The following is a 23095-nucleotide window of genomic DNA, read 5'->3' as shown; positions in this document are numbered from 1 at the left end:
TTTTCTTATGTGCTTGATGTGGTAGATTGACTTTTGCTTGATGTCGTTTGGTGTTTTGGATAAAGAGGAAGATGGTTCTTTTTCCGTCGAATTGCACCAATGAAGACGAGAAAAGCAGGAAAGACAAAGCCAACAAGAATTGATTGCGGGATACTGACAAATCGATAAAATTCCCGTTCTTGTACAACGCTGTCGAACATCGTTAAGCTGACAAATAAGAGCAACATCCCGACAGGAAGAAGTAAGGCTTTGCTATCTTTCAGTTTAAATAAGTGTGAGATTCCTTCCATAATGGCAAACAAATAAAGCAATAAGTTGAAGTAAATAGAAATAAACCAGAGAATCGTAATTGTCGCTTCAATTCGTTCAAGAAATTCACCTAACTCAATTCTCTGTGCTAAAGATAAAGCTGGGTAAAAATCTCTCCCTGTTACTTGTGGTGATAGAACCGTAATACAAAGAAACGTAAGTACGGTTAAAATCGTGCAGCCAATTAAATAGCCGATCCATAAACCACGCTCCCCGTATTTTTTGGACGTGAGGTAACGGGGGAAAACAGTTAATTGAATAACGACGTTGCAGACGACATTCCCCATAAAAAAAGCAAGGGCATTTGCACCATCTGACACACTCATTCTCAACATAGGTTGCAGCATCTTAACGTCTACATCCGGTGTGTTTAAGCCAATTAATAGGATTAAAGGAGGGATGAAAAAGATACTTATCAACGTTGCGGTTCGAGCAATTGGTTCAATTCCACAATAGATACCGTAAACAATCGTCAGCATACATAGTAAAAACAGAACAAAGAGAGGCGTTCCAGGTAATAAGAAATTAGCCATAAACCCCACGTTATACGAAATAATTGCTGGGAAATGAAACAGAGGAAAAAGGAGAAAAACAGCAGATGCAAACGTACCAAGTGGCTTACCTAGAATATAATCGTTCATTTGAAAGATTGTCCCATTTGGCATCCACCGTGCGAGCATTGTGTAACAAAAAATAATTGGAACTCCAATTAAGCTGCCAATAATAGGGACAAGCCAAGCATCTTGAGATACAAAGTATGCCATTGAAGCGGGTATGCCAAGTAATGCTGTGCTACAAGTAGCGTAAATCACAATAAACGTATAGGCTACCGCTGTAAATGATTGATTGGATTCCATCTCTACACCTCCTTGATCCATTTTCGCTTTCTTTTTACGGTACCAATGAAAAATAACAGTAATGGAATGAGCCCACCTATTCCGATCGATAACCACATAGCTGGGCCAATGTAAAATTCGTAATCGGCAGCAGAATCATCAAACGCTTGTAGGGGAATGAATACAAACAGTAAAGCAAGTGGTACGGTTAAAGGGCTTGGGTCTTTAAGCGCGAATACATTGCCAATCCCTCTAGCGACGACATATAAATAGAGCGTGATTTTAAAGTAAATCGTGATAAACCAAATAATGGTCAGTAACGCTTCAACCCGTTCCGCAAAGTCCCCAAATGACACACGTTGAGACAAAGAAAAGAGCGGATAATAGGAACTTGTCATTAATTCAGGTCCGAGTACAGCAATGCTAAGTAAGGTAATGAGAAACAAGATGAGACAAGCAAATAAGTGACCTTCCCAAAAGGCTCTCGCTGCCTTTTTTGTATCCTGCACATGTTTTGGGAAAAAACTTAAAAGTAAAAAGTTATTACAAGCAGTTATGGCAAAGTAAAACATGATGGCCGATAGGTATTGGTTTTCCTCTCCGCGAAAAAACGGCTGCACAAACTCGATTGATACATCGGCTACTTTAAAAATGAAAAGCGTCATGAGAGGAATGAAGAAGAAGATGCTTAACATTTCGGCTGTTCGTCCGAGTGTTGTAATCCCTAAATAAGCGCCCATTGCGACAATTGACATGCAAATGCTAATTACGATGACGACGGGTGTTTCAGGTAATAGGTGGTTGTCGATAAACGTAAGTGAGTAGTGGAGTTTTGTAGATACCGTAAACAATGGTAAAGCTGTAATTAACAAAACAATGAATGTGCCCATTTTTTTACCGAAGATGACTTTACTCGTTTCAAAGATGTCTTTGGTTGGGTACCAGCGAGCAATCGTTGTAAACAACCAAATAAACGGTAAGCCTAAAACCGTTCCAATTAGCACGATCCACCATGCGTCTCGACCAACCATTGTGCCAATGATTAAAGGAAGGCTGAGTAAAGACGTGCTGCATGTACTAAACAAAACAAGAAACCGAAACTGATTAGCTGTTAACTTGTCTCGAATCATGTTTGAATGCCTTGAATCGCTTTAACAAGCCGTGTCAGTCCATTGGCAAAACTGGGTATTTCAATTTGCAAAAGATAAGCCGAACCATAGATGAGTCCAATTCCTAATATGGTAAAGAATAAAATGCTCATTTTTCGGTCGCCTTTTAATTTCTTTTTCTGACTTAAATAGATGAGATACGCGATACCAAGCAAAACGATTAATTGAAAAATAAGCATTACGTATCTCCTTTATTCAGAAATGAGTTAATAATACTGCCGCTGTCTGTAATGTGAATGGCTATCTCAATATCAATATCAACTTGTGGATATAACGTGTCCCATTGATCTCGATTGGCTTCCCAATAATCAGGATGAGTACGGTAGATGTTCTGCCCGATGCCAAGTACATCTGTCTTCCACTCTTTTGTTTTATCAATTGTGCTATAGAGCGTTTTCGTGAATTCTTCGCTTGCTAATTGTTCCACTTTTTGATAGGAAGACGGCATCGCGAGATCTAGGCTCTCACAATCCACTTCAGAGATAGTCGCTTCAACTTCAAATTGATAAAACGCTTTAGGGATATCTTGAATAATTTCCGTTTCTAACTCCCGGTGAACATCTCGAACCTCTAAAGCAATTTGTCCCCCACCAGGGCATGTGAAACTGCCGACGCTGTCGCTTATATCTTGCGTTAAATAATCAAGCCCTTTACTGTCATCGGTATTTAGCCAACCAACTAGCTTATTGTGTTTAAACAACGCAATTTCATTAATACGCAACATGGCGGCTGGGCTGTTAACCTCAGCATTTGCTTTCGTTTTCCCTTTTTCTAAATCTCCGGTAATTTTAATCCCCATAATGGAGGGCTCAATTCCTTCCGCCATCATTTCTTGAAATAGTTCATCAAGAGTCATCGCTTTTGTACCACCGTAAGATCGCAAAGAGAAGCTGATGGAATCAAAAATATTTTGCGATGGTAATGTTTCTAAAGGCGTAATGATATCCAGCACATCATGTGCTTGATCGCCATGAGAAATGACGATATAAAAGTCAGAACGTGATTCATGGTCGCGATAGAAGAAATCCAGCACATTCTCAAGCCCATCTTTAGCGACTTCTTCACTTATAACAAGAACTTTTAATTGAGATATAAAGGAACGTCGTGGTGATTTCTGCACCATTTTGCGCAAGGATTCGTGAATGGTCTTTGACCGCTCTTGCACATTCATCGCTTGTGCATAACCGCGTCCAGTCTCTTGTGAGGCAATCTCTGCTGGGTTCATCGCTTGCATGGTAAGAATGTATTCATCTTCATCTTTATCGATCGCCATTCCAACGATTAATGACAATTCGTTTAGTTCCCAACGATCCCAGCAACCTGATAAAGAAAGGCATAGCACAAGAAACAGGATTATTAATTTTTTGTCTTTCATCATCGTGTTCCCCCCTAAATCTATTGATTGTCTGGACTTGGTTGTTTACTTCGATCACGAATTAAATCATTTTTATTCCCGGGTGTTGGTCGTTCCTTCATCATCCATTTTGGTGCTCTGAAGATCATATCTTGCTGATTCTTACGAATAAATGGCGTAAAGCCTTCCATATAAGGAATTCCGAATGATTTCAAACTAGAAAGATGCAGTAGTAGAGCGGTAAAGCCAATACAAATTCCTACTAAACCGAATGAGGCTGATAATGCCATGAAGCCAAATCGCAATATTCGAATTGGAATGCCGATCGTGTAACTAGGAAATACAAAACTTGATATGGCTGTAATAGCGACAACAATCACAACCGCTGCTGATACGATGCCCGCTTGAACAGCAGCTTGCCCAATGACAATCGCGCCAACAATCGAGACGGCTTGACCAACAGGTTGTGGCATGCGAATTCCTGCTTCGCGCAAAATCTCAAACGTTAATTCCATAATGAGTGTCTCGATAAAAGTAGGAAAGGGTGTTCCCTCTCGCTGGGCAGCTAAGTTTCCTAATAAACCTGTAGGGATTAGCTCTTGATGAAAAGTTGTGACAGCAATATAGAGCGATGGCCCAAGAAGCGCAATAAGAATACAGCCAAAACGTAAGATGCGAATGAGCGTGCTAATATCCGTTCGTTGTGTGTAATCCTCGGTATTATGAAAGAAATGAACGAATAAAGCCGGTACAATCATCACCATTGGTGAGCCATCAACGATAATCGCGATTTTTCCTTCAAGTAGGTGAGAAACTGTTGTATCCGGGCGTTCTGTCGTATAAACCGTTGGAAAAGGCGTGTAAAAAGAGTCTTGGATAAGTTCTTCAACGCTGCCGTCTTCCAAGATACTGTCGGTGTCAATGCGAGCCAGACGTTGATGGAGCTCAGCTAAAAGGTCTTTATCGACAATACCATTTACGTAAGCAATTGAGATGGATGTCTTTGACCGCTTACCTAATTTCAAAGACTCAATCCATAGGTTCTCATCTGCAAGACGTCTACGAATAAGCGACGTATTGACCCGCATGTTTTCAACAAAGCCTTCACGGGGACCACGGACGACCGTTTCTGTTGTAGGTTCAGCTACTTGCCGCTCAGAAAACTGCGGAATGGCAACTGCGATACAGGTAGAATAGCCTTCCATAACGCAAATACAGTTTCCTTTTAATAACTTTTCTAAAAGCGTTTCATACTCGAGTGCCACCTCTGTATGTCCAATCTCCTCAAGACTTAGTTGGATCACCGTTAAGGTCTCACCTTGTGAAATATCGACGTTTTTGGCGCCGCCAATCATTTTTTGCAGTGCTCGGTCATCAACGAGGCCATCTATATAAACCATGGAGGCCTTTATTTTTGGTTCTTGTCCAAATGAAAATGGTCGGAAGACAAGGTCATCACTTTTTCCGATAATTTGTGTTAGATATGTAAGCTTCTCATTAAGTTCTTTTGCTGGTTGTACATAAACCGATGAGGAATTGCCTTTTTTGTCCACGGTAATTGCCCCTTTTTCCCTGAATGAACTTTATTATGTGAAACAAAAAGCAAAACATACATAAAAAAAGCGACCCTTTTTAAGGTCGCTTTTATTTAGCTTTTATATAGTTTAACAACATTCTCCATATGGCTGATCATCGCATTTTGCGCGTTTTCCATTACAACACTAAGGTGTGTCTTTGGTTTTGTAGATAAAGTTTCTGCCATATTCGCAACTGCCGTTAATGATATTTCCGTGTTGACATTGATCTTGCGAATCCCTTTTTGAATGGCTTCTAATACTTCCTTTTCTGGTGTTCCAGATCCTCCATGAAGAACGAGCGGTGTGTCCATCCGCTCTTTTAAAGCATCAAGTAAGTCTAGACGAATTTCAGGATCACCGTCGTACATGCCGTGAACGGTTCCGATAGACGCTGCGAGAAAATCAACATTTGTTTGCTTCACAAAATCAGCAGCTTCATCTGGATCCGTTAAGCGACCATCGCCTTCTTCCTCATCAGAAAATGCGCCTTTTTGCATGGAGCCGATCTCAGCCTCGACATGTACACCATGTTCGTGGGCAAAATCGACGACTTCCTTCGTTTGTTTAATGTTTTCTTCTAATGAAAGAGCCGAACCATCAAACATAACAGATGTAAAACCTGCGTGAACGGCACGACGAATTGTATCAAATTCATAGCTATGGTCAAGGTGAAGAGCCACATCAACTGTAGCGTTTTCAGCAATCGTTTTCGTGAAAGCAGCGAAAGCCTCTAAATTCATATAATCTTTGTAACGCTCACCGTATGCAATGATAACAGGCTGGTTTTGGTTTTCTGCAGCTTTTACAGCAGCTTGAATCGTTTCAGCGTTATAGCAATTAAAGGCAGCAATCGCTGTGTTCGTATTTTCAGCGAATTCCAACACCTCTTTTGTTGTAGTAAACATTCCCAATTCCTCCTATTGTGTAGTTAAAACTACATGATAAGCACATAATAAGCTTCTATTTTGTACAAATCAAGTCGAATTATGTAGAAAAACAAAAAATTCCTGTTGTGTAAGCGTTACATATGTAGTAATATTACTACAGAAATGAGGAGGGAAGAGGATGCTTCGGTTTGATGAACGCATTGAATTAAAAAAGAAATCGCTTACGACAACAGAAGAAAAGATTATTCACCAGTTGAAAGTACAAGACAAACCTTTTCTATTATCAATGGGAGAACTGGCGATGCTTAGTCAAGTGAGTGAACCGAGTGTTGTTCGTTTATATAAAAAGTTAGAGTATCAATCGTATCAGGAGTTAAAAGTTGCGTTAGCCCAAGAAATGGCTGATATGAAACCGTCTTCTTCAGAAATTATCGATATCACAAAAGACGATTCTGCTGATGTGATTTTTGAAAAAATGGGTGATCAACTTTTTCAAGCCATGGCATTAACAAAAGAAAAGCTTTCAAATGATGCCTTTGAATATGCTGTTCAAAAGCTCATTCAAGCCAAACGGCTTTACTTCTTTGGGCAAGGTCTGTCAGCAACAATGGCTGAGGACGGTGCCCACAAATTTATGCGCTTAGGTGGAAACGTTTTAGCGGTGAAAGACCCTCACTACCAAGCCATCTACGCTAGCCATATGAATGAACACGATGTCGTCATTGCCATCTCTCATTCAGGTGAAACAACGAACATTTATGAAGTCTTGAAAATGGCAAAAGCGAGTGGTGCTTATACACTTGCCATTACAGCAAATGAATCGTCAAGCATTGCAAGTGTTGCCGATGATGTCCTTCTCACACAGGCTCATGAAACAAAGCAACGGTCCGATGCGATGATCTCTAGGCTTGTCCAACTCGTATTAATGGATACGCTTTATACAAGAGTTGCTGCTGAAGCAGGGGACGAGGGGAAAAAGAAAATAAACCAAGCCCGTTTGGCTGTAACACGCATGAAAAAATAAACTTTTACGAACGATAACGATAGATGAAAAACTACTACTGAGGTGACCTTATGTTAACAGGTAATGGCTTAATTATCGGCTTTCTAGTCGCTCTTATTATCCTATTCGTACTTATTATTAAATTTAAATGGGATGCATTCATTTCTTTACTATTAATTGCTGTTGGACTTGGCCTCGTGTCAGCCATCCCAACAAGAGATGTCCCGAACGTTGTTGCCGAAGGATTTGGCGCTACGTTGACAGGTGTCGGAATTTTAATTGGTTTAGGGATTATCTTCGGACAATTCCTTGCAGCATCTGGCGCAATTGAAAAAATTGCTAGTTCGATGTTACGAGCATTTGGAATCAAAAATTCGCCATATGCACTCGCGGCAACATCAACTACTGTAGCGATTCCAGTTTTCTTTGACGCTGCATTCATTATTTTAAATAAACTTGTACAAAGCTTATCCATTAAAACAAAAATTTCGCTTGCAACGTTTGTAGCGATTCTTGCAATCGGTTTAATCGTTTCGCATAGTTTAATTATCCCTACACCAGGACCACTTGTTGTAGCAGACCAAATGGGAACAGATATCGGTATCTTTTTCATCTACGGTCTTCTTGTAGCAATTCCGGCTACATTAGTTGGTGGTGTACTCTACGGGAAATTTATCGGAAAACGTATCCCGACAGGCAATCGTTTGGATGACGCGATTGAAGATATAGAGAACGTTGACACAGCGGTTTCGAGTGAAATTCCAACATGGCTTGCATATGCCATGCTTGCATTACCTATTGTGTTGATTTTGTCAAATACATTAATGAATAATGTTGTGTTTGCTGATGCGCAAGATCAATGGTTGCCTACTTTATTCGCTACCGTAGGTGACAAAAACATGGCACTCTTGATCAGTGTTATTGTGGCGATGTTCGTATTACCTAAATATATAAAAGAATCGACATCGACTGTGTTCCGTCAAGCTTTTGAAGCATCTGGTATGGTTGTCCTAATTACAGGTGCTGGTGGTGCGTTCGGCCGAGTGGTACAAGAAACAGGACTTGGTGATTTACTGATTAATCTTATGCAAGGATTAAACATGCCAGCATTACTACTAGGATTCTTATTCGCACAAATTCTAAGAGCGTCTCTAGGAAGCGCTACTGTTGCTCTTGTCACAACGGCAAGTATCTTGGGGCCGATGGCAATTGAGTTAGGTGTATCACCAGTTCTTCTTGGACTTGCTATTTGTGCCGGCGGTATTGGACTTTCTTTACCAAACGATTCCGGATTCTGGGTCGTATCAAAATTTGGTCGCTTAACGGTTTCTGAAACATTACGAGTATGGAGTTTAGGTGGTTTTGTTGCAGGTGTGACAGCACTTGTATTCATCTTCTTACTAAGTGCAATCTCTGGTTTCTTACCAGGACTATAAAACAAAATGGAAAAACCGACTACAATAGTTGGTTTTTTCCAGGTTTCCTAATAGAGAAAAAGTAGAATAACGATAAGGTGGAGAAAAACATGAAAAAACGCGTAGGATTTATTGGATTAGGCATTATGGGGATGCCAATGACTCGTAACTTAATTAAAGCTGGCTTTCAAGTAACAGCTTTTGACTTAAATCAAGATGCAGTCAATTTGATTGCTTCTGAAGGAGCGACAGCTGCTTCAACAGGAAAAGAAGTGGCGGAAAGTAGCGATGTCATCATTACAATGCTTCCTAAAGGTGAGCATGTCCGTGCGGCTGTATTTGGCGTAAATGGCGTGATTGAAGGCGCAGAAGAAGGATTAATCGTAGTTGATATGAGTTCTGTATCACCGGTTGATTCGAAGCAAATGGCAACACATGCAGCTGAAAAAGGGGTGCACTTCTTAGATGCTCCTGTAAGTGGTGGAGAGCCTAAAGCGATTGACGGTACCCTTGCTATTATGGTTGGCGGTGAAGAAGCAGTATTTGCTCAAGCAAAAACAGTTCTAGAAGCGATGGGAACCGACATTGTGCTTGTAGGTGACTCTGGCTGTGGAACGACAGCAAAGTTAGCAAACCAAATCATTGTAAACCTTAATATTGCAGCTGTTTCCGAAGCGCTTGTGCTAGCGTCAAAAGCTGGAATTGATATTGAGAAAATGTATCAAGCCATTCGAGGTGGTCTGGCTGGAAGTACGGTGATGGACGCAAAAATTCCAATGATCCTTGATCGTAATTTTGTTGCAGGTGGGCGCATTGATATTAATATGAAAGATTTAACAAACGTGATGAACACGGCACACGAGATGCATGTACCGCTGCCACTTTCAAGCCAACTTTTAGAAATCTTCCATTCCTTAAGTGCCGATGGAAAACAGGCAATTGATCACGGTGGAATCGTGCAACACTACGAGAAAATGGCGAATGTAATCGTGCAACGCAAGGAGGACCAATAATGAAACATTTACACGCAGAAGAAACATTTGCAGGCATTAAAGCAGTTAATAGAGAAGAGATTCAATCATTGTTGAAGAAAGAGCAGGAAGGCTCACCATACAAAATTGTTGTATTAGACGATGACCCGACTGGTATTCAAACGGTTCACGGTGTATCGGTTTTTACAGATTGGACGAAAGAGTCGATTCAATCTGGTTTTCAAGAGGACAAGTCCATGTTCTTTATTTTAACGAACTCACGTGGATTCACAGAAACAGAAACGAAAGCGTGTCACGAAGACATTGCCAAGCGTGTACAAGAAGTAGCAGATGAAGAAGACACACCGTATGTACTCATCAGCCGTGGAGATTCAACGTTACGAGGGCATTTTCCATTAGAAACGGAAACGTTAAAAACAACAATTGAAGCAATGGGTCATAAGCGTTTTGATGGCGAAATTATTATGCCGTTCTTCAAAGAGGGTGGACGCTTTACCATAGATAACGTTCACTATGTGCAAAGTGGGGAAGAACTGATTCCGGCAGGGGAAACAGAATTTGCTAATGATCGCACATTCGGTTTTGCTTCGTCTCACTTAGGTGAGTACATTGAAGAAAAAACAGAAGGTCGGTTTACGAAAGAGAATACGATCTATATCTCACTCGAAGACTTAAGAAATGTTGCGATTGAAAAAATTACTACGCAATTACTTGAAGCAAGTGACTTCCAAAAGATTGTTGTTAATGCAGTAGGTTATGAAGATGTAGAAGTGTTTACGATTGCATTTATGCAAGCTTTAAAACAAGGCAAGCATTACATGGCCCGCAGTGCTGCGGCATTTACAAAAGTTATTGGTGGTATTGCAGATAAACCGCTTTTAAAAAGAGATGATATGGTAACAAAAGGAAACCATGGTGGGTTAATTGCAGTAGGCTCTCATGTGAAGAAAACAACAGAGCAACTTCAACATTTGTTAGAGAGCGGTCTTGTAAAAGGCATTGAGTTTGATGTTCATCTCGTTCAAGATGACGAGAAGTTTGCCCACGAAACAAAACGTGTGCGATTAGCTTGTGAAGAAGCGATTAAAAACGGTGAGTCTGTTGTGTACTACACACGTCGTGAACGCCTAGACCTTGGTGACAATATGCAAGAAGAAGAGTTAAAGCAATCAGTGAAAATTTCTGATGCGGTAACAAGTATCGTCCGTGATTTGCAAGTAGAACCAAGTTATATCGTTGCAAAAGGTGGCATTACATCAAGCAGTATTGGAACCGTTGGTTTACATGTTTCTCGAGCAGAAGTGGCTGGACAAATTAAACCGGGCATCCCTGTTTGGAAAACTGGACAAGAAAGTAAGTTTCCTGGAAAAGCCTATGTAATTTTCCCAGGAAACGTTGGGCAACCAGAAACATTAAAAGAAGCTGTTGCGATCTTAGAAGGAAAAGAATAAGGTGAAGAAGACATGGGGGGGTTCCCATGTCTTTTTTTGTCTGCTATAAAATCCTACAGCTGATTCTCATAAAGGCGAAGATTCGTGAAAACCGCTATTAATGAAGGGGTGTCCATATCGTGTTTAGCGGCTTTCTCGACTAAATAACCTTGAAGGTGATCCGCCTCTGTTGTGGAGCGACGTTCCATGTCGCGAAGCATTGATGATTTCATGTCATATCCAACTGATTCAAAGGTGTGCATATGGTCGGCGATAATGGTTGGAGGCAATGGTGCACCTTCCGCTTTCATAATGGTTGTACACTCAGTTAACAGTCTACGAATAAATGATTTGCCTTCTTCAAATGCGCGAATCGGACCAATGCTTGAACGGAAAAGGGATGTAATTCCTGAAGCGACGGTAATAAAAAGGTACTTTTGCCAAATTTCTTGATCTACTTTAGTGGAAAGCGTAAATTCTGCGTTTGTTCCAGAAAGATGTTTATACAGTTTTTCTACCTTTTGTTCTTGGTGTGCTGTTCTACTCCCGTACACTAGTCGATGCACTTGGCTTGTTTGTTGAATCGTCCCATCAGAATCGACAGCGCTTTCAATAAAGCAAAGCCCACCAATCACGTTTTGTCCAAACGCTTGGTCTAAAATTTCGTAATGGGCAACGCCGTTTAACAAAGGTAAGAGTAATGTATGTTCGGCTACAAATGGACGAACATCTTCAATCGCTTGCTGCAATTGATACGATTTCGTTGTAAATAAAATAAGATCAAATGGTTCTGCATGCTCACTTGTCGTAAGTAATGAGGGGGTAAGTTCGATGTTGCCATGAATACTTTCAACCTTTAACCCTGTTTCTAAAAGACGTGCTTTCTTTTTCTCTCTAACTAAAAACGTGACATCCTCGCCTTTTTCAGCAAGTCTTGCACCAAAATAGCCACCAACACCGCCTGCTCCAACTGTTAATATTCGCATAAGCACGCTCCTCTCCATCTTAGTATAAAGGAAAGCCGCAACAATTACCTTATCTGCTGCGGATGTGAAGGGGATTTTGACGTCTTTTTTATATTTAAAAATAACGGAAGGATCATGCTGATGATTAAAAAGAGCCCGGATAAGCCAAACATCACTTGAACGCCTAGTATGGAAGTAAGGAAGCCACCAGTAAGTGGAGCGACAATAATAACAAGGCTAGATAAGGATTGGGAAATCCCAGCAATCGTGGCAACATCCTCGTCTGCAGGTATGGTTTGAATCGCGTAATTGATTGTTGTAATAGAGATCCCTGTGCCAATACCGCAAATAAATCCAAGCCCTAAAAAGAAGAAAAGTGGGCTGCTTGGCTGTAGGAAGCTAAAACCAATAAAAGCCACGGCAATGAGCGCTTGTGCCAAACTGATCCATGCAAAGAAATGATTCATCTGTTTAAATTTGTTTAGGATGAAAATAATCGTAACGGCACCAATGCCAATAGCTGATATGACCCAAGTTAATCGTTGAGGTTCAGTAGGTGCTAATTCTCTAAAGAGGATTGGAAACTGCGAATCAACAAATTGTACGCAGAAGAGGCCAACAACTAAAAGACTAAATAAGACAACTAAAACGGGATGGGAAAACAATGTCGTCCACCCAGCGCGAAGTTCTTTAAAAATCGGTTTTGTGGATGGAGAGAGCGTCTTTTTCATTTGGTCTTGAAAGAGGTGTTGGATGGAAAAGAGAATAAAAGCTGAAATGACAAACGCGACCGCATTAAGTAACAGTAAGGTTTGTGGAGCGACGATCGTTAGAAACAACCCACCAACAAACGGGACGATAATTTTTGCACCTTGGCTTACTAAACCATTCCATGTTACCGCTTTTAACCGTAAAGGTTCTGGGACGAGCTGTCGAACTAGTTCTTGTTGAATTGGGAAGTGCACGACATTGACCGTGCTACGTAACGCCAGAAACAATAAGGCAAACCAAGGGTGTGGTGAAAAGAACAGTCCTATGGTAAAGCAAGCGGTTAGGATGTCTGCAAACGCCATTATGCGTAGTTTATTGAAACGACGTGTTAACGGAGCAACCAATTGTGAAAAAAGGACTTGAGGCAAAGCTAAGGCAAATGGGATGAAGCCAAGATAAATTGGACTTGATTGCCAAACATAAGCAAAGATGACCATGATGGCGATGGAATCAAACCACTGGCCTGTAACTGAGATACTATACGACGTAAAAAGGGAACGATAGCCACGGATTTGCCAGATTGAATCTGGTTGGCTGTTAGTCTGTATCCCTCTTGCTAGATTGTTTGCATATGCCTCATTACGAAGGCAATCATTATGGTCATGAGGGGGATGCATTGATATTCCCCCTCTAGAGACTTAACTCTGCGTAGTTTGTATTCTCTTGAACGTCTGTCGCGCATTGAATTCGTCCCTTGTTTTCAACTAGCGCTTGTTGAAAGACAGCTTTTGTCTCTTGATCGTGAACAGTCATGTCACCTAATAAAATAATCGAGTGATTATGAATGTGTTGAGAAGAAATAGGATGTTCAATCGTTAAGTGTTGATTTACTAGAATGGTGGTTGGTAATTTTAGCTGCGAGAATCGTTCTTGATGCCATGTTTCTTTTTCGATAAACAAAAATTGATCAGAATAGGTATAGACATCTGTTTCAAAACGATCAAGCTTCTCATAGATTAAATCCTCAACTTCTTCGTGGCAAAAGATAAAAGAATGAGAGTGAATCGAAGTGAATGCTTGATCCAGTGAATCTCGTGTCACGTCTTTTTCAAAGATTAATGGTGTGGCCGTGTATACGTTCGCTTGCTTAAAACGTTTAATGGACCGATTAGAAAGGTGAAACGTCTTTTCTAAGCGTTTAAAGTTTGTCGGAATCGTGTGTGTTGTTCCATTTACAGTTGCGTTTGCGAGTAAAGTTGATACATGATGTTCATATAATTCTATTTTTCCGTTAACAAATAGCATATCCAGTTTTTTACGATAGACGTCTATATCCAGGCTTTCGTCTACCATTACTTTTCCGTTACATAATAAAGTGGTTTGATCTGGCAAGCCTTTTACGAATTCAGTCGTTAAATGTGTGGTGCCTGAGATAATTTTTGGTTCTGGTCCACTGTATCCTAAGGTTGTACCTGATTGCTTTGTAATAAGTGGTGCAACGGCTCCTCTTAACGAAGTAGGTGCGTAAACGACGCCATTAACGATAAACGCACAAGTTGATTTCTTAATTGTTTCGAATTGAATATCGTCTTTAAATACAAGCAATCCATTCACAATCACAACTTGATTAATTTTTGCGTGTTCGAGATACTGATTATCCACTGTTAGGTAACCATTTATGACTTGCATATCTTCTTTAATTTTAAGTGACTGCGCGAGGTTCCCGATGGAGAGCTTCGGCACGAGTGAGGCGGTTTCAGCAGTGTAAAGCAAGAGTGCAACATTTTTAATATGAGTTATTGAAGCAATACTTTCCTCTGTAGCCTCTGTAAGATCAAGCAATGCCACATTTCCTATTGTTCTTCCCATTATTATTCCTCCTCTAAAAGGTCTCTTAGTCGTTGAACGGCTTTTGTTAATTGATAGCGCACGGTACTAGCAGGAATTTCTAACTCTCTTCCAATCTCTAAGCTTGTGAATCCGAGCCAATAGCGTTTAAATACTATGTTTTTTTGGGTTGGAGACAGGTTGTCTAGGAGATCCATTATTTCGAACGTATGAAATTCTGTTGGTAAAAACACAGGTTCATCACCTTCACTAAGTGCTGCTTGTCGTTTATCTTTTCGTCGTATATCAATGAGGTGATTTTTCATCACGCGATAAAACCAAGCTTTTTGTTTGTAATACGGCCAATCAGATAAGTCCAAAACGTGGAGTGATTTTTCCCACGCATATTGCATTAAATCTTCCGCTTCGTGTCTATTTACTGCTATGGATAGAGCAAACGGTCGAATATCTTGCTCTAATGGATGGTGGTGAATGTCAAACATTGCTGCCTCCTCTCGTAGCGTTTTTCATGAAGATAACGTTTGACTAAGCGAAACTGTTGGGAATATGTTAAATTTTTCGAAAAAAGGTCATTACGCAATGAATTTCATCATAAGTAGTGGTAGTTATTTTTACGAATGAAAACAGCAATATTGTTTTTGTGGCATTCGCCATATTACATAGATTGTACGTCATTTTCGCATCAAATTGGAATAATGGGGAATGGACTCACGCTTTATTTTACAGGAGTTTTCTTTCGTCATGGAGTATTGAATGAAGAGAGGTGAAGATGGATGAACTATGATGCAATTGTAATTGGTGCAGGCTTGTCCGGTTTAGTCGTGGCAACCGAATTAGCAGATCGCGGCAAGGTGGTCTTGGTCGTTGATCAAGAACCAGAATCATCGTTAGGTGGACAAGCATGGTGGTCATTTGGTGGCTTGTTTCTCGTGAATTCGCCAGAGCAGAGAAGGTTAGGTATCCGGGATTCTTACGACTTGGCTTGGCAGGACTGGCTGGGTTCGGCTGAATTTGACCGATTAGGGTCGAAGCAAAGTGAAGATTATTGGGGCCAGAGATGGGCTGAAGCGTACGTGCGATTTGCAACGTATGAAAAAAGACAGTGGCTAAAAACATTAGGAATTCGTTTCTTTCCAGTTGTCGGCTGGGCAGAACGTGGAGGCAGTCTTGCCACAGGTCATGGAAATTCGGTACCGAGGTTTCACATTGTTTGGGGAACGGGACCTGGTATCCTAGCACCATTCTTAGAGAAATTCGTTCAGTATAGAAAAAAGCAGCAGATTCACTATGCGCCTCGACATCGTGTGGACCAACTTTTACGAGAAGGGAAAAGGATCGTAGGGGTTGCTGGACAGATCTTGCGGTCATCGACGGCTAATCGAGGAGAAGCAAGCAATCGTGAGGAAATTGAGCCATTTGAATCTTTTGCTCGAACAACCGTCGTGGCGAGCGGAGGAATTGGCGGGAATCTTGACCAAATTAGGCAATACTGGCCAAGTCGGTTAGGGCAACCACCAACAAATATGATTCATGGAGTTCCTGCTCATGTTGATGGAAGAATGCTTGAAATTACTGAAAAATCTGGAGGACGACTCGTCAATCGAGATAGAATGTGGCATTATACAGAGGGGATACAAAACGTTGAACCGGTATGGGACAAGCATGGCATTCGTATTTTGCCTGGCCCTTCATCCATTTGGCTTGACGCAAACGGAAATCGCTTTCCCTCGCCAGATTTTCCAGGTTACGATACGCTCTCCACATTGGAAGCGATTCAAAAAACAGGATATTCCTATTCATGGTTTATTCTCACAAAGAAGATTATTGAAAAAGAGTTTGCATTATCAGGGTCAGAACAAAATCCAGACCTGACAGAGAAAAGTTTGAAAAAAGTGCTGAAGCGCCTTTTACCAGGACCTACAGCTCCCGTCCAAACGTTTATTGATAAGGGAGCAGATTTTATTACGGCACACTCCATTCAGAATCTTGTTCACAAAATGAATCAACTTGGAGAAGGCCCTTTTCTAGATGAGAACCATATTTACCAACAGATATACGCAAGAGATCTCGGCTTGCGTCATTCTTCTACTAAAGACGCTCAGATTATGGGGATCCGCCATGCACGTCATTCAATTGGGGATAAGCTTGTTCGTGTAGCAAAGCCTCACGAAATCCTTAATCCAAAAAATGGTCCGTTAATTGCAGTGAAACTCCATCTGTTAAGCCGAAAAACATTAGGAGGTCTACAAACAAATGATTCGGCTCAAGTGTTAAGTGAAGAAGGTGAACGAATAGAAGGACTTTATGCAGTTGGCGAAGCGACAGGTTTTGGCGGTGGAGGTGTTCATGGCTATCGAGCGCTTGAGGGAACGTTTTTAGGAGGGTGTTTATTTACTGGAAAAGTTGCCGCAGAAGCGATCTTAACTCAAGAATAAAAGGGGCTGAATTGTGATGGAGATTAGTGCATTGTCCACAGGCTTACCGCAAGAATTAAAACAAGGGTCCATGAAGAAACCACTGGTGACTGGAATAAAGAAAACGCAAGTAGAGCGTGTCTATTTAACGAAAGACGGCTTTAAAGGCGATGGTGTTGGGGATAAAAAAAATCATGGCGGTCTTGACCGAGCAGTTTGTTTTTATCCACAAGAACATTATCCACAGTGGGAAAAAGAGCTTCATCGTCCACTTCCAAACGCAGCGTTTGGAGAGAATTTAACCGTAACGAATATGTTAGAGGAAAAAGTATACATTGGGAATGTGTATAAAATTGGAGAAGCAGTGATTCAAATTACTCAAGGGCGAATCCCTTGTAGCACGATTGACAACTATACACAAGCAGATACGCTCTTGAAGCGAACGATTGAAACAGGATTTACAGGTTATTTAGCTCGTGTGCTCGAAGAAGGCTATATTTCATCGACCTCATCCATTAAATTACTTGAAGAGCATGCCCAAAGAAAGTCCGTCCTTGCTTGTAACCATGTGTATTTCGCAAATGAGGATTGGCTTGCAATGGAAGAGATTGCATCTATTGAACCACTCGCGGCTGATTGGAAAAGGCGCTTAGCTAAACGCATTGATCGATTAAAACAACAACGATGAGAGAGTAGGGAGCATCATGACACGGATATTTATTTCAGGTGAAATACCGGCTATTGGATACAGTGTATTACAGGATTATGTTGTTCATGTATACCATGGTGAAAACGTTATTGGTGAAGGAGAATTAATAAATGGTGTAAAAGACGCAACGGCATTGCTTTGTCCACTCTCCACAAAAGTTTCAAGAAAAGTGATCGAGTCAGCGCCAGAACTGAAGATTATTGCAAATTATGGTGCAGGGTTTGATAACATTGATCTTGAAGCTGCGAAAGAAAACGGCATTGTTGTGACGAATACACCGAAGGTATCCACTGACGCTACTGCTGAATTAACATTAGGTTTAATGCTCGGCTTAATGCGGAGAATTCCAGAAGGCGATCAGCTCTGCCGCACAGAAGGATTCAATGGCTGGGCCCCGCTCTTTTTCTTAGGGAGAGAATTAAAAGGAAAAACGCTCGGAATTGTAGGTTTTGGCAAAATTGGTCAAGCCGTTGCAGAGAGAGCGCGAGCGTTTGGAATGAATATCCTTTACACCGCTCGTACGGAAAAAGACAATACGCTTGGGGCTCAGTATCGCTCGTTTGATCAATTAGTTGAAGAAGCAGACGTCCTTTCTATACATACAGCCTATTCCGATGAGACCTATCATTTATTTAATGAGACTACATTTAAGAAAATGAAAAAGCAAGCCGTGCTCTTAAACCTTGCAAGAGGTCCGGTTGTGCACGAAGAAGCATTAGTAAAAGCACTTAAAAACAAAGAAATCGCAGGTGCGGCGTTAGATGTTTTTGAGTTTGAACCACACATTCATGACGAATTAAAATTATTACCAAACGTTGTTTTAACACCTCATATTGGGAATGCAACCGTTGAAACACGGGATGAAATGGCAAAACTTGCTGCTACTAATATCATCTTCTATTTAGAAAAAGGCGAAGCGTTAACCCCTGTTATCTAAGAGAATCAATCTCGTGTATGAATACCGGTCTTGATGAGTTGACCCTCATCAAGATTTTTTGTGTAATCTTTCTTTTCTTTTTTATGATAAGTGTGATAGAATAAAGGATTGTAGAACGTATTTAATTTACCGAGTTTTTGGATTCATATATATGGAAAAAAGAAATGTAGAAAAGAGGGATCATATGCAAAAGCAATCAATCTATGGTCTGACAATAGAGAAATTATCTAACTGGTTTGTTGAGCAGGGCCATAAAAAATTCAGAGCGACCCAAGTGTGGGACTGGCTTTATAGGAAACGTGTAACAAGTTTTAAAGAAATGTCGAATTTAAATCAAGAGACGGTTTCTTTATTAGAAGAGCATTTTGTGTTCGGTTCGCTAAAAGAGCATATCCGTCAAGAGTCAAAAGATGGTACAGTGAAATTTTTATTCCAGCTTAATGATGGGAATTTAATTGAGACTGTTTTGATGACGCACAAGTACGGATTTTCTGTATGTGTCACGACACAAGTAGGCTGTAATATTGGCTGTAGCTTCTGTGCGAGCGGGCTTTTGAAAAAGAATCGAGATCTTACAAGTGGAGAAATTGTCGAGCAAATTATGAACGTACAGCTTTTCCTTGATGAACGGAAAAATGAAGAGCGCGTGAGCCATATTGTCGTGATGGGCATCGGTGAGCCGTTTGATAACTTCGATAATACAGTGGACTTCTTAGACATTGTAAAAGACCATAAAGGTCTTTCCATTGGAGCGCGCCATATCACTGTTTCAACGAGTGGTCTTGCTCATAAGATTAAAGAATTTGCAGATCTTAAGAGCCAAGTGAATTTAGCTGTTTCGCTTCACGCACCAAATAATGAATTACGTTCGAAGATCATGAAAATCAACAAAGCGTTCCCAATTGAGAAGCTAATGGATTCGGTAAACTACTACTTGGATAAAACCAATCGTCGAGTTACGTATGAATACATTCTTATCAAAGATGTGAACGATCATAAGGAAGAAGCCCTTCAATTGGCAGAATTAATCGGGGAAAAGCGTCACCTTTCATATGTGAATCTAATTCCTTATAACCCAGTTGATGAACATGGTCAATACCAGCGTAGTGAGCCTGAAGCGATTCAAGAATTTTTCCAAACGCTTAAGAAGAAAGGCATTAACTGTGGCGTTCGCTTAGAACAAGGAACCGATATTGATGCGGCATGTGGACAACTACGAAGCAAACAAGAGAAGAAACGTGTCGGATAAAACGATGTAACAAGAAGCTTGTCGAGGAAATTCGACAGGCTTTTTTCTTGTTTGCACACTTAGGTTACCTTGGGGCTTTCCCGTCTGATCTTCAAATTAAAATTGACGGAATTGCAGAAAAATATGTTTAGATTCCGAAAAATGAGGAAAAGGTAACTAAGTCTATTAAGGATTTTGTCGATTCAGTAAGGCGAAATACCTAAGGAGGAGTATAGTTGAAGAAAAGTTCATTGACATTAGTTTTCTGGGTTTCATTGGCGATATCCAGTGTTTTTATTCTATGGGGCGTATTCTTTCCGAGTAATGTTGAAAGTGTTCTAGGAATAGTGGATGGCTTTATTTCTACAAATCTAGGCTGGGTTTACATAATTGCAACAACCGCTTTTGTTCTTTTAGCGATTTTTTTAATCTTTGGTCCATTCGGGAAGATTAAGCTTGGGAAACCCGATGAAAAACCGGAATATAGTTATTTTACATGGTTTGCGTTTTTATTTACCGCTGGAATGGGTGTAGGGCTTGTGTTTTTCGGTGTCACTGAACCGTTAACCCATTTTTATAGTCCACCAAACGCAGAGGGTGAAACCATTCAAGCAGCTGAGCAATCCATGATGTATACATTGTTTCACTGGGGGTTTCATCCATGGGCTACGTATGCGGTTGTAGCACTAACACTTGCTTATTTTAAATTTAGGCATCAAGCACCTGCTTTAATCTCTTCCGCATTTACACCGTTAATTGGGAAGCACGCCCAAGGTGGAATTGGTCATAGTATTGACGTGTTGGCTGTATTTGCAACGGTTTTTGGAATCGCCACTTCACTTGGACTTGGGGCTTCCCAAATCACAGCCGGTTTAAGCTTTAGTTTTGAAGGAATTGACAATACAACGACAGTGAATCTAATTGTCATTGCTGTTGTAACGGTTTTATTTTTAATCTCTTCTATTACTGGGTTAGACAAAGGAATTCGGTATCTAAGCTGGACAAATATCGTTGTTGCCATTGCTTTAATGGCATTTGTGTTTGTGTTAGGATCATCAATTCAAATGATTGAATCGTTCACAACAACCCTAGGGAATTACGTTCAAAATTTACCAAGTATGACGCTCGGCATGAATGCCTTTACGGGTGAACGAGAGTTTCTAGATGCTTGGACGTTATTCTATTGGGCTTGGTGGATTGGTTGGGCGCCTTTTGTAGGGACATTTATTGCGAGGGTCTCGCGCGGTCGAACCATTCGTGAATTTGTTTTAGGTGTGACAGCAGTGCCTGTTCTATTTAGCGCACTTTGGTTTTCAATATTTGGTGTAGCTGGAATGGAAATGGACGCTGACCTTGGTGGGCAAATTTATAATTTAATGAATGAACAAGGAAATGAAGTAGCTTTATTTGCCTTTTTAGAATCGTATCCAATGGCACCGGTTGTAATGGGGATTGCCATTCTACTAATTTCTTCATTTTTTATTACTTCAGCAGACTCTGCCACATTTGTACTAGGCATGTTGACATCTGGCGGTCGTTTAAATCCGACCTTAAAAGTGAAATTGATTTGGGGTCTTATTCTGGCAGGAACCGCTGCAGCACTTCTGTTATCTGGAGGATTACAAGCTTTAGAAATGGCTATGTTAATTGCCGCTTTCCCATTTGTGTTTATCGTAATCTTAATGTGTATCTCGCTTTTAAAAGCGTTAAGCAGTGAATACGATATTCTGAAACTAGAAAGCAAGCACAGAGAGTGGGACCCAGAATATCAAGAAGAATCTCATCAAGAGCTAGAAGAAATGAAAGAAGAATTCGATAAAACCATGCCCGAGGAACAAGACTTTGCTGGTGAGGAAGAAGAGGGAAATACAGAGAACGAGAAGAAGTGACACTGTTTCAGCTATACAGAAGAAAAGACGTATCTCTAATTTAGAGATACGTCTTTTTTTATCTGCCGTCAGCTTTGTCTAATGGTGTAACGGATCGTCCGTCAGCTTTGTCATGAGCTGGAACAGAGCGTCCATCAGCTTTATCTGCTGATTCGATTGCATCTAAATTAAAGCTACCGATGGATACTGCCATACCTAAAGCGATGATACCTACTAGTTTCTTTTTCATTCTTGTTCAACTCCTATGCAAGATTGATGAATGCGCATTCGATGTGCCATTCTCATGTAATGCAGTGCAGTTTCAAATTCACCTTTTTCAGAATAGACATCTACAACTTCCTCAGCTAATTCGGAAGCTTCAAAATAAAGCTCTTGTTTCTCTAATTCTTCTAACCCTTTATTCACTTGTTCAAGGTCGTCTAGAACATAAAGTCCCAAGCTTACTTCGCAACGAATTACATATTCAGTCATCTTTAGTGAAGCGACTTTTTCTGCAATTTTTTCTAATTGTGCATGATTTTTCTTGTTAGAAGGTTTCTTTTTTAACTTAACATTGATTAAGTTATATTCCGTTTTAGCTCCGATAGCGGATTGTTTATGTTCATCAATCGTTAATGCTTCTTCAAAATAGTAAATCGCTTGATCTGGTTGATTTTGTTTCACACGATTTAAACCTAATATGCGTAAGAGTAAAGCCCTTGTCACTGGATACGCTTTTGCATGCCTGAGGGCGTTTTGCAAAACGTTCTCCGCTTCTTCAAACTTATAGAGTTCTGTGCTAATGCCTCCTAAAAAAATATAGATATTAAGAACAATTTCTTCATACTCTGAATTTTTCTCGAAAATTTCAAGTGCTTGCTCAAAATAGGAAACGGCAAAGATGTACTGGTCAACGCGGTAATAGCTAATCGCTGAGCGATAATAAAACTCTGCTTTTTCAATTTGGTCAGGTACTTGCTCTAAAAGTCTTTCTGCTATTTTATATGAGCGAACAGCTGATTTATACCTGCCATTATGAAATTCGTTTTGGCCATACATGAAGTAGTACATGAACTGCATGTATTCATCTGTTGCTTTCTCCGCTAATTCAAGTTCAGCAAATTGTTTCTGCTCCCCGTCAGCTTCTATAAAGAGTTCATGGCGGAAGTTAACGAGCTCAAAATAAGCGATCACTTTATCATCATGATTCATTCGGTTCATCATCCGTTGAACGTCATGTTTTAGTAAAATTGCTTGCTCACGATCGTACGTGATAATGCAGCTATACCATTCAACAATTTTAGCTCCAACTTCTGGTGCGGCTACGGACGGTGACATGTGGTCAAGCTCCCTTCCTGATCGGTTGGTTTATGATAGTATACCGTTAAAAAGCCACATTGAAAACAAAAGACAGATATTTCCCAACATTTCGCATAAAAAAGA

21 protein-coding genes are annotated in these 23095 nt (G+C 40.5%); 9 read left to right on the top strand and 12 right to left on the bottom strand.

Annotated features, from left to right (window positions below; all coding sequences use genetic code 11):
* Positions 1–5: 5 nt before the first annotated feature.
* The 6 genes from ABC361_RS16865 to ABC361_RS16840 all read right to left on the bottom strand — a co-directional run bounded on the left by ABC361_RS16865 (position 6) and on the right by ABC361_RS16840 (position 6150).
* Positions 6–1166, bottom strand: a complete 1161-nt coding sequence (locus ABC361_RS16865; RefSeq protein WP_413075015.1) for a GerAB/ArcD/ProY family transporter — start codon at positions 1164–1166, stop codon at positions 6–8.
* A gap of 2 nt (positions 1167–1168) precedes the next feature.
* Positions 1169–2275 (bottom strand): GerAB/ArcD/ProY family transporter, encoded by a 1107-nt coding sequence (locus ABC361_RS16860; RefSeq protein ID WP_413075014.1) that lies wholly within the window; start codon positions 2273–2275, stop codon positions 1169–1171.
* Positions 2272–2493, bottom strand: a complete 222-nt coding sequence (locus ABC361_RS16855) for a hypothetical protein (RefSeq protein ID WP_413075013.1) — start codon at positions 2491–2493, stop codon at positions 2272–2274. Before ABC361_RS16855 ends, ABC361_RS16860 begins: the two co-directional genes overlap by 4 nt.
* Positions 2493–3692, bottom strand: coding sequence for a Ger(x)C family spore germination protein (locus ABC361_RS16850; protein WP_413075012.1), 1200 nt, complete (start codon positions 3690–3692; stop codon positions 2493–2495). The genes ABC361_RS16855 and ABC361_RS16850 overlap by 1 nt, the downstream gene beginning before the upstream one ends.
* 17 nt (positions 3693–3709) lie before the next feature.
* Complete coding sequence (locus ABC361_RS16845; protein ID WP_413075011.1) at positions 3710–5221, bottom strand: spore germination protein; 1512 nt, start codon at positions 5219–5221, stop codon at positions 3710–3712.
* Between the two features lie 95 nt (positions 5222–5316).
* The gene (locus tag ABC361_RS16840; protein ID WP_413075010.1) at positions 5317–6150 is read right to left on the bottom strand and encodes a class II fructose-bisphosphate aldolase; all 834 of its coding nucleotides are present in this window, start codon (positions 6148–6150) and stop codon (positions 5317–5319) included.
* A 160-nt stretch (positions 6151–6310) separates the two neighbouring features.
* Here ABC361_RS16840 and ABC361_RS16835 point away from each other — a divergent pair, with 160 nt between their 5' ends.
* The 4 genes from ABC361_RS16835 to ABC361_RS16820 all read left to right on the top strand — a co-directional run bounded on the left by ABC361_RS16835 (position 6311) and on the right by ABC361_RS16820 (position 10993).
* Complete coding sequence (locus ABC361_RS16835) at positions 6311–7156, top strand: MurR/RpiR family transcriptional regulator (protein ID WP_413075009.1); 846 nt, start codon at positions 6311–6313, stop codon at positions 7154–7156.
* A gap of 50 nt (positions 7157–7206) precedes the next feature.
* Complete coding sequence (locus ABC361_RS16830) at positions 7207–8571, top strand: GntP family permease (RefSeq protein ID WP_413075008.1); 1365 nt, start codon at positions 7207–7209, stop codon at positions 8569–8571.
* Between the two features lie 89 nt (positions 8572–8660).
* Entirely contained in the window at positions 8661–9563 is a 903-nt protein-coding gene (garR, locus tag ABC361_RS16825; RefSeq protein WP_413075007.1) for a 2-hydroxy-3-oxopropionate reductase, read from the top strand.
* A complete protein-coding gene (locus ABC361_RS16820; protein WP_413075006.1) occupies positions 9563–10993 on the top strand; it encodes a four-carbon acid sugar kinase family protein in 1431 nt (476 codons plus the stop codon). Before garR ends, ABC361_RS16820 begins: the two co-directional genes overlap by 1 nt.
* Positions 10994–11046: 53 nt before the next feature.
* Here the strand turns inward: ABC361_RS16820 and ABC361_RS16815 are convergent, their stop codons facing one another.
* Genes ABC361_RS16815 through ABC361_RS16800 form a run of 4 tightly spaced genes read right to left on the bottom strand, consistent with a single transcriptional unit; the run spans position 11047 to position 14978 of the window.
* The gene (locus tag ABC361_RS16815) at positions 11047–11958 is read right to left on the bottom strand and encodes a ketopantoate reductase family protein (protein WP_413075005.1); all 912 of its coding nucleotides are present in this window, start codon (positions 11956–11958) and stop codon (positions 11047–11049) included.
* 44 nt (positions 11959–12002) lie between these two features.
* Entirely contained in the window at positions 12003–13325 is a 1323-nt protein-coding gene (locus ABC361_RS16810) for an MFS transporter (protein ID WP_413075004.1), read from the bottom strand.
* Between the two features lie 13 nt (positions 13326–13338).
* Positions 13339–14517, bottom strand: a complete 1179-nt coding sequence (locus ABC361_RS16805) for a hypothetical protein (protein ID WP_413075003.1) — start codon at positions 14515–14517, stop codon at positions 13339–13341.
* A gap of 2 nt (positions 14518–14519) precedes the next feature.
* On the bottom strand, positions 14520–14978 hold the full coding sequence (locus ABC361_RS16800; protein ID WP_413075002.1) for an RNA polymerase sigma factor: 459 nt from the start codon (positions 14976–14978) through the stop codon (positions 14520–14522).
* Positions 14979–15269: 291 nt separating this feature from the next.
* Between ABC361_RS16800 and ABC361_RS16795 the strand changes: the two genes are divergently transcribed.
* The 5 genes from ABC361_RS16795 to ABC361_RS16775 all read left to right on the top strand — a co-directional run bounded on the left by ABC361_RS16795 (position 15270) and on the right by ABC361_RS16775 (position 21673).
* Positions 15270–16931: an FAD-binding dehydrogenase gene (locus ABC361_RS16795; RefSeq protein WP_413075001.1), complete on the top strand. Its 1662-nt coding sequence runs from the start codon at positions 15270–15272 to the stop codon at positions 16929–16931.
* 10 nt (positions 16932–16941) lie between these two features.
* Entirely contained in the window at positions 16942–17598 is a 657-nt protein-coding gene (locus tag ABC361_RS16790; RefSeq protein WP_413075794.1) for an MOSC domain-containing protein, read from the top strand.
* Between the two features lie 16 nt (positions 17599–17614).
* Positions 17615–18556: an NAD(P)-dependent oxidoreductase gene (locus tag ABC361_RS16785; RefSeq protein ID WP_413075000.1), complete on the top strand. Its 942-nt coding sequence runs from the start codon at positions 17615–17617 to the stop codon at positions 18554–18556.
* Between the two features lie 184 nt (positions 18557–18740).
* Positions 18741–19805 (top strand): dual-specificity RNA methyltransferase RlmN, encoded by a 1065-nt coding sequence (gene rlmN, locus ABC361_RS16780; RefSeq protein WP_413074999.1) that lies wholly within the window; start codon positions 18741–18743, stop codon positions 19803–19805.
* Between the two features lie 215 nt (positions 19806–20020).
* Positions 20021–21673, top strand: coding sequence for a BCCT family transporter (locus ABC361_RS16775; RefSeq protein WP_413074998.1), 1653 nt, complete (start codon positions 20021–20023; stop codon positions 21671–21673).
* A 58-nt stretch (positions 21674–21731) separates the two neighbouring features.
* Here the strand turns inward: ABC361_RS16775 and ABC361_RS16770 are convergent, their stop codons facing one another.
* Together ABC361_RS16770 and ABC361_RS16765 are read right to left on the bottom strand one after the other, a co-directional pair.
* Entirely contained in the window at positions 21732–21902 is a 171-nt protein-coding gene (locus ABC361_RS16770) for a hypothetical protein (protein WP_413074997.1), read from the bottom strand.
* Positions 21899–22990, bottom strand: a complete 1092-nt coding sequence (locus ABC361_RS16765; protein ID WP_413074996.1) for a response regulator aspartate phosphatase — start codon at positions 22988–22990, stop codon at positions 21899–21901. Before ABC361_RS16765 ends, ABC361_RS16770 begins: the two co-directional genes overlap by 4 nt.
* Between the last annotated feature and the right edge of the window lie 105 nt (positions 22991–23095).

Origin of the sequence: Shouchella phoenicis (assembly GCF_047238345.1) — a bacterium.
In the GTDB taxonomy this organism is placed as follows: Bacteria; Bacillota; Bacilli; order Bacillales; family Bacillaceae_D; genus Shouchella.
This window is presented reverse-complemented; position numbering and strand designations above follow the sequence as displayed.